Source organism: Flavobacterium erigeronis (assembly GCF_054075165.1).
In genome coordinates this window covers 190,010-202,140 of record NZ_JBSKGP010000011.1, presented here as the reverse complement: position 1 = coordinate 202,140, position 12,131 = coordinate 190,010, and the positions used below count along the sequence as shown (strand labels likewise).

8 protein-coding genes are annotated in these 12,131 nt (G+C 33.7%); 3 read left to right on the top strand and 5 right to left on the bottom strand.

Annotated features, from left to right (window positions below):
• Positions 1-9: 9 nt before the first annotated feature.
• A complete protein-coding gene (locus tag ACWA1F_RS20840; protein ID WP_456896571.1) occupies positions 10-3,075 on the bottom strand; it encodes a SusC/RagA family TonB-linked outer membrane protein in 3,066 nt (1,021 codons plus the stop codon).
• Positions 3,076-3,351: 276 nt separating this feature from the next.
• Between ACWA1F_RS20840 and ACWA1F_RS20835 the strand changes: the two genes are divergently transcribed.
• The 3 genes from ACWA1F_RS20835 to ACWA1F_RS20825 all read left to right on the top strand — a co-directional run bounded on the left by ACWA1F_RS20835 (position 3,352) and on the right by ACWA1F_RS20825 (position 6,737).
• Positions 3,352-4,404, top strand: a complete 1,053-nt coding sequence (locus ACWA1F_RS20835; RefSeq protein ID WP_456896569.1) for a sensor histidine kinase — start codon at positions 3,352-3,354, stop codon at positions 4,402-4,404.
• Positions 4,394-5,095: a LytR/AlgR family response regulator transcription factor gene (locus ACWA1F_RS20830; protein ID WP_306161196.1), complete on the top strand. Its 702-nt coding sequence runs from the start codon at positions 4,394-4,396 to the stop codon at positions 5,093-5,095. The genes ACWA1F_RS20835 and ACWA1F_RS20830 overlap by 11 nt, the downstream gene beginning before the upstream one ends.
• 172 nt (positions 5,096-5,267) lie before the next feature.
• Positions 5,268-6,737: an MFS transporter gene (locus ACWA1F_RS20825; protein ID WP_306161198.1), complete on the top strand. Its 1,470-nt coding sequence runs from the start codon at positions 5,268-5,270 to the stop codon at positions 6,735-6,737.
• Between the two features lie 111 nt (positions 6,738-6,848).
• On the opposite strand, the gene ACWA1F_RS20820 is transcribed toward ACWA1F_RS20825, so the two are convergent.
• From ACWA1F_RS20820 to ACWA1F_RS20805, 4 genes are all read right to left on the bottom strand, one after another.
• The gene (locus tag ACWA1F_RS20820) at positions 6,849-7,346 is read right to left on the bottom strand and encodes a hypothetical protein (RefSeq protein WP_456896567.1); all 498 of its coding nucleotides are present in this window, start codon (positions 7,344-7,346) and stop codon (positions 6,849-6,851) included.
• Positions 7,347-7,437: 91 nt separating this feature from the next.
• On the bottom strand, positions 7,438-8,094 hold the full coding sequence (gene fsa / locus ACWA1F_RS20815) for a fructose-6-phosphate aldolase (protein ID WP_456896565.1): 657 nt from the start codon (positions 8,092-8,094) through the stop codon (positions 7,438-7,440).
• Between the two features lie 239 nt (positions 8,095-8,333).
• Positions 8,334-9,569 carry a gliding motility-associated C-terminal domain-containing protein gene (locus ACWA1F_RS20810; RefSeq protein WP_456896563.1) on the bottom strand — a complete coding sequence of 412 codons (1,236 nt, stop codon included), beginning with the start codon at positions 9,567-9,569 and terminating at the stop codon, positions 8,334-8,336.
• A gap of 24 nt (positions 9,570-9,593) precedes the next feature.
• Positions 9,594-12,119: an Ig-like domain-containing protein gene (locus ACWA1F_RS20805; RefSeq protein WP_456896561.1), complete on the bottom strand. Its 2,526-nt coding sequence runs from the start codon at positions 12,117-12,119 to the stop codon at positions 9,594-9,596.
• Between the last annotated feature and the right edge of the window lie 12 nt (positions 12,120-12,131).

Sequence of the window (12,131 nt, the reverse complement as noted above, 5' to 3'; positions counted from 1 at the left end):
GATTTTAAATTAGAAAGTTACATTTAAATTAAGACCGATACTTCTTGTTGATGGTAAACCGTAAATATCAACCCCCTGTAAACCTTGACCTGAACTTAAAGCAATGTTTGGATCAAATGGTGCGTCTTTGTAGAAGAAGAATAAATTTCTTGCTATTAATGATAACGTTGCTGTATTAACAAATGGAATCGCTTTTTTATTGAAAGTATAGCCAAGTGAAACCTCTCTTAAACTTACGTTTGTTGCATCATAAACATATTCAGCTGTCGCTCCACTAAATCCTGCAACAGCAGTGTAATATTTCTCAGCATCCATTGAAGTTACTTTTGAACCATCAGGCATAACTGCATTTACAGCAACACCACCAGCATTTCTTGCATCTCCAGATCTTTTAGATACTCCATAAAAATCATTCATAGATTCTGTAATACTCATTACGTCTCCTCCAAAACGACCATCAATTAAGAAATTAGCTGTAAATGATCCAAATTTGAATGTGTTTGACCAACCTAACATGAAATCAGGATTTGCATTACCAACTTCACGGAAATCAGCTTCAACTGATAAATTTCCTTGATCGTCTAAAACAATTTCTCCTTTATCATTTTTAACAATACCTTTTCCTTCGATCACACCAAATGGTCTTCCTTCAGTTAGAGAATATCTGTAGTTAATGTTGTTTACTGGAGTTAATGGAATTTGACCTCCTAATTCTTCAGGAATTTCTTTAACTTTATTTCTATTGTGAGAGTAGTTTACCATAGTTTCCCATGAAAATTTCTCTCCCTCGATAACTTTTCCACTCACAACAAGCTCGATACCTTTGTTTTCTATACTACCAGCATTGATTCCGTAGAAAGTATAACCGTAAGGGTTTGTTGCAGGAGCTGGAACTTGAATATATTGATTTTTAGTTTCTGAATTGTAGTAAGAAATTTCAAAACCTAATCTGTTGTTGAACATTCTCCACTCAGTACCAAATTCAAATTCTGATTTTAATTCTGGTTTTAATCCTTCACCTGGTCTTGGCCCAACTACAGGAGGAATAATGTTACCACCTTGGATAGTAGATTTTGGAGAAGTTACAAAAGCAGAAACGTCATTTCCAACTTGAGCATAAGTTCCTCTTACTTTTCCAAAGTTAATCCACTCTGGCATAGTCATCATTTCGCTTAAAAGAGCTGTAACCCCTACAGATGGGTAAAAATAAGATGGAGTATCTGTATTTACTAAAGTAGAAGACCAGTCATTACGTCCAGTAACATCTAAATACAACATATTTTTGTAACCAAAAGTTGCAGAAGCGAATATAGACTGTACTTCTCTTGAAGACCCCGTACCTTGAAGGCTTAAATTGTCAAGCCCTGTTGATGGTGCAAAATTTCCTAATGTAAATAAGTTAGCATTAACAAGTCCGCCAACAATACCAGAATCTAAAGTAGTAAAAGCATTTGATAATGTATTGTTGATACTCGCTCCAACGATAGCATTAAAGCTAAAATCTTCATTGAAATTAGTATTAATTTTAGCAATTAAATCTCCATAACGCTGTGTGCTTAATGTTGCAACGTTAATGTATCTACCGTTTATATTAGATAAAGAAGTATTTGTTGTAGCATAAATTCTTTTATCAAAATCATTCTCGATTCTATTGTAGCTATATCTTGCCCCAATACTCAACCAATTGTTAAATTTATAGTCTAATGCTAAATTTCCATTAAAGAAATTGTCTTTATCTACAGATTTATTTCTGTTAATTAACCAATAAGGATTCTGAACATAAATATCAGTATTTAATGGAGTGTAGAAATTTTGACCATATAAGTTTCTATCTGGCATGTACACTTCAAAATTATCTTTGTAGTAATTAAAATCATTTGCACGTTGGAATAAATATACTCCCGTTAAAGGATTTGAATAAAGTCCGTTTACAGGTCTGTTATTGATAGTCTGACTTGTATATTTAGCATCAGCAGAAACAGTTAATTTATTATTGAAAAATTTTCCTGTTTGGCGAATACCAAAATTGTTTTTCTTTAATCCATTTCCTTCAATAACTCCAGAAGAAGTTGTATTAGCATAAGATAAACTTGTAGTAGAAACATCTGTTCCTGTTGTAAACGCAGCAGAAGTAATTTGCGTAACTCCAGTATTGAAGAAGTCTTCAACAAAATCTTTAGAAGCTACTTTTCCTCCCCAAGATTTCTGTGCGCCTGCAGTTCCATATTCATTCTGGAATTTTGGTAAAGAATGCACAGATTCAAAAGTAGTAACAGAAGAAATAGCTAAATTTCCTGTATTTTCTTTAACTTTTTTAGAAGACAATAAGATAACCCCATTTGCTCCTTGAGATCCGTATAATACAGAAGCCGCCGCACCTTTAAGAACTGTCATTCCTTCATAATCATCAGGATTAATTAAAGACACAGTATCTCCACCATCACGGTTACCTCCTGCTGTACTACCAAATGAATCATTTGAAGCATTAGAATTACCCTGCTGAGTTGAAGTACCATTATACAAAGGAATACCATCAATAACATATAGAGGCTGACTGTTCATGATAGATGAGTTACCACGAATAACTACTTTTGTAGAACCTCCTGTACCAGAAGCACTTTTTGTTACTGCAACACCCGCAATTTTACCTGCAATCGTATTGATAACGTTAGCATCTTTTACACGAACTAACTCATCACCTTTAAGTTCTTGAGCTGCATAAGTCAAAGATTTTCTTGTTTTCTTAACACCTAATGAAGTTACAACAACCTCATTTAATGCATTTGAAGAGGCTGTTAACATTTTTACATTAATTGTAGCAGCATCTCCTACAACAATTGTTTGAGTTTCCAGTCCTACATAAGTAAAAACTAAACTTTGTCCTTTTTGAACTTCAATTGAATACAATCCGTCAAAATCGGTAGTAGTACCTTTTTGACCTCCTTGTACTGCAACAGAAGCTCCTGGTAATGGCATACCATCAGAATCTGTAATCACACCTTTGACACTTTTTACTTGTGCAAGAGAAACTTGCGCCGTAAAAACAATCATAAAGATTAAGAAAATTTTTTTCATGTTTAATTTATTTTGTTAGTTATGAAGTAAAATTATTCTTAAGGCATTGTTAAAAAAAATAAATTAAACCAACAACCTAAAATTTTAAACGAACGACATAAAACATTCAATAATGCGTTTCACGAAAACGTTTTATTTCAAAAAATAAGCATAAATATCCTTTTTATACAAAATTTTATTCAAAAAAATTGTCTCTTTGTCTTTAATTGTTTAAAGTTGCACAATATTTAGTCTGTGTTAAGAAAAACCAAATTTTTATAAAATACTTACAAACCATTGAAAGAAATCAGAAAAGTTAAATTTGATATCAAACTACAAAATCATATTTGGTTTTGGGGAGTTTATTTTACATTAAACTTTTTGAGATGGGGTGCTTACTTTAATGATTATCCTTATGCATTCAAATCAAATTTGATTGAATTTTCACTGGTCATTCCTTTAGTGTATTTGAATTTATTTGTTTTAGTTCCTAAATATGTATTAAAACAAAAGTATATTATGTATACTTTTTTACTACTGCTAAGTTTATTTGCAATATATTTAGCTAAAACAGCACTTACTTATTATATTATATCTGAAAATATTTGGCCCGAAGCCAATCGTGAATATCATCCTTTCGAAATTAATCACATTGTGGCCGTTTGTATTGGAGAGTTGTATGTTCTAGCAATGGCATCGTCTGTTTATCTTACTTTGACATGGTTGAGAGAACGAGAAAGAAACCGATCTCTACGAGAAAATCAATTTAAGATCAAACTAAAATATCTCGAAAATCAGATCCAACCGCATTTCTTCTTTAATACCTTAAACAATTTGTATGCGCTGTCATTAGAATCATCAAAGAAAGTTCCAGACGTTATTATAAAGCTTTCTAATTTGATGGAATATGTTTTATATGATGTTAAAGGAACCAAATTTGTTCCGTTAATTAAGGAAATCGATTATATCCAGAATTATATTGAAATCGAAAAGCTTCGTTTTGAAAATGTTGAAGTTACGATAAACCTGGAATCGAATATAGAAGATGTTGTTGTACCGCCTTTAATCTTTATTTCGCTAGTCGAAAATGCTTTTAAACATGGAGGTTTGAACAACAAAAATTTAAAAATAAAAATCAACTGTAAAGTTATCGACAACAAAATACTCGATTTTGAAATCTTAAATAATTTTGTAATTTCACAAAGTCATAATCCAAAAAGAGGAATTGGACTGGTTAATACTAAAAAAAGACTGAAACTGATTTATAAAAATAATTTTAGCCTAATACACCAAACCAAACTAAATTTCCACATAATTAGATTACAAATACCTACTCAGAATGAAGATTAAATGTGTGTTAATTGATGATGAGCCTCTAGCTATCAAAGTCCTGCAAAATTATTTTACCAATTTTACGGATTTTGAAGTTGTGGCGACATTTAACAACTCATTGGAAGCACTGGATTTTCTTAACAGTACTCCGGTTGATGCAGTGTTTCTAGACATCAACATGCCCATGATGACAGGTTTTGAACTGATTAGTCTTATCGAAAACAAAACAAAAGTTATTATTACTACCGCTTTTAGAGAATTTGCAGCAGAAAGTTACGATCTAGATGTTTTAGATTATTTGGTTAAACCAATTCCGCTACCTAGATTTATAAAATGTATCAATAAAATTACTACCGAGTATAATCTCAAAAACAATATTAAAGTTGAAACGTCAAAAGGCGATTCTCATATTTTTATTAAAGTCGATAAAAAAATGATGAAAATTAATATTGAAGAAATTTTATTCGTTGAAGGAATGAAAGAATATATAAAAGTTGTCACTCCAGATAAAACTTATATTACACATAAATCTCTTACATCTTTATCTGAAGAATTACCGGCAGATCGCTTCCTTAGAATACATAAATCGTACGTCATTGCCCTAAATAAGGTAAAATCTATAGAAGGAAACCGCGTTCAAATCCAATCTTATAACATTCCGATAGGGCGAAACTACAGCAAAGAGGTTAAAAATAAGATATTGGAATAAATATAATTACGAATTACATTTTCTAACTGGGTTAAAATTAACACTTTGTTGAAAAAACACAGTCGTTGGTTTAAATTTAACATTATTTATACCTTTTTATTTTTTTTTGATAATCCTAACAAATATATTTACGGTCTTCAAAAAACAATAAATAAAAATTAACCTTATTATTATGAGTTCAGAAAATGTTCAAACCAAATGGGGGCAATTTATCTCTTTGATAATCGTCTTCTTCTTTTGGGGTTTTGTTGGTTCTGCTAATGACATCCTGATTCCAGTATTCAAAAAAGTATTTACGTTATCGCAAGTACAATCTCAATTAGTAGCATGGGCTTTCTATGCGGCTTATTTTGTTGGATCAATTATATTCTTTATCGTTTCGTTAAAAGTAGACGTTTTACAAAAATACGGTTACAAAAGAACGTTATCAGCAGGATTGATTTTGTCTGCAGTAGGTTCATTCTTATTCGTTCCAGCAGCTACAATTCAAAGCTTTCCTTTCTTCTTAACTGCATTATTTACTGTAGGTTTAGGATTTTCTATTCAGCAGATTGTAGCAAATCCGTTGGCAATTAAAATGGGAAGTCCAGAAACTGGAGCGCACCGTTTAACGCTTGCTGGAGGAATCAACTCTTTTGGAACAACTATCGGAGCTATTTTATTAGGTATTGCTTTATTTGGAATGGGAGACAACAAAAAAACAGCTCTTTCATTAGAAGATATTAAATTGCCATTTATCATTTTAGGTCTTGCATTTATTGCTGTTGCCATTTTTATGAATTTCTCTAAAATCGAAGACCCTGTAAAAGAGGAAGAAGCAATAATTAAAGACAAACATAGTAAATTCAGCATTCTTGACTACCCACAGTTATACTTAGGTATGTTAGGAATTTTTATTTATGTTGGAACTGAAGTAACTATCATTAGTAATTTACCCGCTTTATTGCATACTAACGAATTCGGAAATGTTTTAGAAGATGCTGTTGCACCTTTTATTGCACTATACTGGGGAAGTTTAATGATTGGCCGTTGGAATGGTGGAGCAAACGTATTTAACACTTCAAACTTAGTAAATACAGCTCTTAAATTTATTGTACCAGCTGCTGCGTTTGGAGTAATCATTGGAGCAAATATCTTTGCTGCTCACGATGTTTCTTCTTTCTACATTTACCCAATCTGGATCTTATTGTTTATTGCAGTAAGTTTTGTTGGAGGAAAAAATGCTGGAAAAACATTAATGCTTTTCGGAATTTCTGGATTAACCATGATGGTATTAGGATTAGTATGGCCAGACCCAGAAATTGCTAAATTCTTCTTTATTTCTGGAGGTTTATTCTTATCTATCATGTGGCCTTCTATCTTCGATTTAGCTATTGCTGGATTAGGGAAAAACACAGGAAAAGCATCTTCTTTCTTAATTATGATGATTCTTGGTGGTGGAGTTATTCCGTTGGTACAAGGAAGTATCTGTGATTTGGATGCTACAAATCCAAATGGAATTTTCGGAATCACTTACACTCACTTCTCTTATATTATACCGCTTTTAGGTTTTGCTTATTTAGGATTCTACGGTTTCTATTGTCCAAAAATCTTGAAAAGACAAGGAATCAGCCATATCGAAAGTGCTGGCGGCGGACACTAAATATTTAGAAATGTCAATATAAAAAAATCCAAATCCCAATTTTAATCGGAATTTGGATTTTTTTTTATTCCATAATCTTAGAAGCTTAGCATCTTAGAACCTTAGAAGCTTTTACTTCGCATTAATAATATTACTCAAGTTCTTCTTAAAAACAGCTTTATTTTGTGCTGTCAGCGGATAAACCACATCTTTATCTGCATGAACAATTATCTTCTCGATATCCGCATTTAAAAGCGCTTGCGGGTCTTTTATTTTCAAAGTGCAAGCTCCGTCAAAATAACCATCTTCTTCTATTGTTTTTCTAGCCTGTATTTTGGTTCCATCGCTTAAAACTGCCGAAATAGTCATTTCACTATTTAAAGTTTTTGAATAAAACCCATCCATGACAAGCAAAAGACGATAGCTATTTTTTAATTCGGGACCTTTAAACTCATGCCTGGTAATATTATACCGAAGACCTTTGGCAAGAGTTTGAAATTTAACCGAGCAATCCAATTCATAAGTTGCAACATCGCCTGCTTCGTTTACCGAAGTAATAACTTTAGCAGTTTGGGCATTTACTGAAAAACTCGCTGCAAAAAAAGACAACATAAATAAGATAACTTTCATATTTAACTATTTAAGATTCAACATAAAAGTAAAAAAAATCGCCTTTTCTCGTTAGAAAAAAGGCGATTTTTATTTTGTAAATATCTAAGGATTATTTGTTTCCTTTTTCGAAGTCAGCTACGAATTGAGCTAAACCGATATCTGTTAATGGGTGTTTCAATAAACCGTAAATTGCAGAAAGTGGTCCAGTCATAACATCAGCACCAATTTTAGCACAGTTTACAATGTGCATTGTGTGACGTACAGAAGCTGCTAAAATTTGAGTTTCGTAACCGTAGTTATCATAAACTTCTCTAATTTCTTGGATCAAGTTCAATCCATCAGTAGAAACATCATCTAAACGTCCAACAAAAGGAGAAACGTAAGTAGCTCCAGCTTTAGCAGCCAAGATAGCTTGTCCTACAGAGAAAACAAGAGTTACGTTAGTTTTAATTCCTTTATCAGAGAAATATTTAGCTGCCATAACACCTTCTTTAGTCATAGGAAGTTTTACAACAATCTGCTCATGTAATTCAGCCAGCTCCTCGCCTTCCTTAACCATACCGTCAAAGTCAAGAGCGTTAACTTCAGCACTTACATCTCCTTCTACAAGGTTGCAAATATCAACATAATGCTTAAGGATGTTGTTTTTTCCTGTGATGCCTTCTTTTGCCATTAATGACGGATTAGTTGTCACACCATCCAAAACACCTAAAGCTTGTGCTTCTTTAATTTGAGCTAAATTAGCTGTGTCTATAAAAAATTTCATAATTTGTTTAATTAAAAATGGTTTGTTCGTATTTATATGTTTGCAAGTTTTCTTCAAAATAATGCTTTAAAGAAAATCTAGCTGCAAAATTACAAAATCAATATCAATAACGTTTTTAAAATTAAAACCATTTTCAAATTATATGTTAAAAATAAGTGTATTTTTTACATTTTTAAGCCACAAAGCAACTAATAGAGGTGTTTTCATACAAGAAGTAGCTATTTAAACTTTCTAAAATATTATTCTTTTGTTTGAAGATAAAGATATCCCGCTTTTTTAACTTTTTTCACACCAGAAGTTTGATTGTTTTCGTATTCCAAAATATAAAAATAAGTTCCAGCAGGAAGCATTTTATTGGGTGCAACGGTTGTTCGTCCTTGAGAATATCCTTTGAAAACATTTCCAGACGAATTATAATTATTAGTTTCAAAAACTTTTACGCCCCAGCGATTATAAATTTCCACAGTGTTTTCAGGAAAAGAATTGATACATTTTATCTGGAAAGTATCATTAAAACCGTCATCATCTGGTGTTACTAAATTATAAACCTCAACACAATCTGAACTGTTTTCTACCCTTCCAAGAGTAAAAACTCCATAGTTAGTTAAATTCACAGCGGTAGTAACTGTTTTTCTTCCGCTATCTGCCACTCCTCCTTCGTCGATCCATAAATTTTGTTGCGAATCCCATCTTACAATATGAATATCTTCGTAAGGAGAAGTAACAACAGGCTCTGGAGTTGTCGAATTTTCATCCCAGCTTAATGTTAACAAGACATCATCTCCCGCTCCTTTTTCAAATGTCCAATATTCAGCATTATCAATTAAAACAATATTTGAAGCTTTATTTGTATGCGGATAAAGAGGATTTGAATTCTCAAAAAAGTATTTACCCGTAAAACTGCTGGAATTATTTGCAGGTGCCGACATCGCTTCAAATCTGTAATGTTGTTTATCTCCAACAGGGTATACAAAATCTGTCGAACCGTCTTTAATCACTGGCCCATCAACAAAACTTTGATCTGATGCATTAATATGATTTCCTAAGTTTCCAAAAACAAATAATCCTCCAAAAGCATCATTATCGACAATTCCTCTAGAAAAATCTGCTCTTCCAGCTATTGAAATGCCATTATACAATCTAAATGCGGGCTGGGCATTTGTATTATTAAACAAAACATTTTTAAAATCGGCCATTATTTTTCCTTTAATATCCTGATTTAAAACTCCTTCAAATCGAGTGTAACCATTTAAACTAGCATTAAAACCCGTTATGCCATCATTGGTAAAATTTCCTTTAAAAAGCACTTCTCCATTATTCTCGTATGTGGCTATTTCTGTATTATTGAAATCTCCAATTATACTGACATTGGTATTTTCGCTCACATAAAAAGTTCCAACATTGACAGCCGGAGCAATCTGCGAATAGCCTGCTTCTAAAATGATCAAAAACAAATACATCAAATTCCTTTTCATTCGTCTTAAATTTTTAATTCAAACTTATTTAACTCGCTGTCTAACCATAGGATTAGTAGCGACTTGACAGTATTTTGCTGTTATCACAACTGCTGTCGTAGGGGCAGATTCACAAACTGAGCCTCCAGGAGAATTTGCAATAGTTTTTCTTCTATACTGGGTCGTAACACTTTGCACAGGCGGCTGATAGGTTACGCCCGTTTCTCCCGAAATTATGCTCCATGTCGTTCCATCAGTAGATTTTTCCCATTTGTAAGTTATTGTACCTGTTCCCGTACCTGGTGTTAAAGATGTTATTCCGCTTGGTAAGATTCCATTACAAACCGTTTGATTACCTGATATTGATCCAGATCCCGTTGCTAAAATAGTTACTTGAATTGCAGTTTTAGGACTTTCGCAAGCACCATTTGCCTGACTTACATAGTATGTAAAAGTACCTGTATGATTTGTCAACGGAACTGGAGCTATAGTCGACGATGGTCCGTTTAAAGTTGTGTACCATAATAATGTATTTCCGGGGTCTGCAGTTGCTTTCAAAGCAGTTGCTGTTGCATTTTGGCAATATTCTACTGTTGCAACTGAAACTGCGGGAGCAGCTGGAACTGAATGGAGTGTTTCAGAAACTGTATTATTTAATGTATTATCTGTTGGGGTTAAAATTTCTAAATTATCGCCTGTATAACAATTATCAGGATCGACGGTACATACCGCTGTATAAGCGACCGTTGCAGAATTTACGTAAGATGTTGTTCCAACTGGAGGAGTAAGCGAATAACTTATTGGATAATCGATTTCATACTCGGTTCCAAAACCTGCTAAAGTCTGATCCCTGTCATCTGTAGGATAACGGGCTACATAAGTATAGGTCGTCTGCCCTACCGCTGGCGAATCTGGAGTTACAAATCTAGACCATCTAGCTGTATTTCCTGCTCCGTTGTCGAAACCGCCAGGTGTAGCAGTATCATCATACGTAAATCCTGCGTCAATAACTTTTGTAACCACAATTCTCTGTCCTGTAGTTCCAATTCTTCTGTAAACCGCAGGCGATGTCCCTATATTTGCCACTCTGAGCTTGAAATTATGAGCACCTTCGACACAAAGGTTATCAGCTTGTTCTGTTAAAACCAAATCAACATCTTCTGCTAAAACTGGAACTGTTACCGAAGCTTTATTGTTTCCTAAATCTTCATCTGTTATTGTGGTCGATGACACTTCTGAAGTATTCGTTAAAACGTTTCCAACAGGAATTTGATCGTTTAGTAAATGTCCCGTAACAACAATTCTTCCAGTACTATTGGCAGCCAGATTCACTGTTCCTGTAAAGCTATTTATTGGAGATGATGTTGGCAAATTTGTTCCAGTCAAAAACCCGCTATGCGAAATATTAGTTATTACAAAAGTCGAAGGCGGTACAATATTTTCCTGACTATCGGTTAATTTATCAGCGAAATCAACATTGCTCAAATCTGCATTGGTATCATTTACAACATCTATATAATAACTGATTTCATTTGCATTTCCTGTTGTTATCGCTCTTAAAAAATCTTTATCGGCCTGCTTACTAATTCGCAGGTTTCCAGGTGTGGTAATAAACAAGTTTCTCACATCATGAAAATTGACTCCCGCTCCTGTCGAAGCTGCAAAACCTACGGAAAGTAATTCTGGAGGAACATCGGTAGTTGTGTAATCAATCAGCTGAACAAAATCACTGTTCAAATCTGTTTTCCATCTTACGACAATCCGATAATACCCGTTAACATTGGTTGGTGACATTTCGATTTGAACTCTTCTGTAAAAAACATTATCTTCTGGACGCGTAGCAACTACCGTATTGTAATCAATTTCATTGTCTGTAAACGAGCCTACATTGGTATTAATATCTACAATCTGATGGCCATTTAAAATGGTTACTCCAGTTAGAAAAACATTCGAATTATTAAAATTAGAATCGTCTGTAGGGCCTCGCAAAGAAACCGAATTAGGTCTGTTACCTGGACCGCCGGCTCTTGGTCCAAAATTAGGATTTGCAAAGTTTCCTAAAGCATCAAAACCAATTCCGACATATCCGCCTCGTAAACCTAAAGGAGTTCCGTCATCTGCATTTGGAGCATAGCCTAAAGAACCGCCATAACCACCTAATCGGAATCCGTTTGCTTCAACATCTGCAGCATCAAAAAGAAATACACCAAGTCCGTCAGCTCCATTAAAAAAATCATTTACATTACGCCACATTTTATATTCAAAATCCATAAGCACACCAAGAGTAGAAGGAAAAGATTTGGTCACATAAGCATAACCTCCCTGTTGTGTAGTGCTTTTGGTAAGTCTTAACCAGCCCGCTCCTATTGGATCATCTATTCCAGACGTCAAATATGCCGTTCCGTTTACACCGCCAACTCCTCCTATAGTAACATCGTGTGCGGTATTATTTTTAAAATCGTTTGTAAATGTAAATTGTGCGCTTACTGAATTACATATGAACACAAGAAGACAACTGACCAAAACTGCCTTTTTCCTCAGATTTTTTAAAGTTTTAATTAAAGTTTTCATTGTCTTTGATTT

Bases quoted from the DNA above. Each gene is read 5' to 3' on its own strand.
- ACWA1F_RS20840 (WP_456896571.1), bottom strand. From the start codon at position 3,075: ATGAAAAAAATTTTCTTAATCTTTATGATTGTTTTTACGGCGCAAGTT.
- ACWA1F_RS20830 (WP_306161196.1), top strand. From the start codon at position 4,394: ATGAAGATTAAATGTGTGTTAATTGATGATGAGCCTCTAGCTATCAAA.
- ACWA1F_RS20825 (WP_306161198.1), top strand. From the start codon at position 5,268: ATGAGTTCAGAAAATGTTCAAACCAAATGGGGGCAATTTATCTCTTTG.
- ACWA1F_RS20820 (WP_456896567.1), bottom strand. From the start codon at position 7,346: ATGAAAGTTATCTTATTTATGTTGTCTTTTTTTGCAGCGAGTTTTTCA.
- fsa (WP_456896565.1), bottom strand. From the start codon at position 8,094: ATGAAATTTTTTATAGACACAGCTAATTTAGCTCAAATTAAAGAAGCA.
- ACWA1F_RS20810 (WP_456896563.1), bottom strand. From the start codon at position 9,569: ATGAAAAGGAATTTGATGTATTTGTTTTTGATCATTTTAGAAGCAGGC.
- ACWA1F_RS20805 (WP_456896561.1), bottom strand. From the start codon at position 12,119: ATGAAAACTTTAATTAAAACTTTAAAAAATCTGAGGAAAAAGGCAGTT.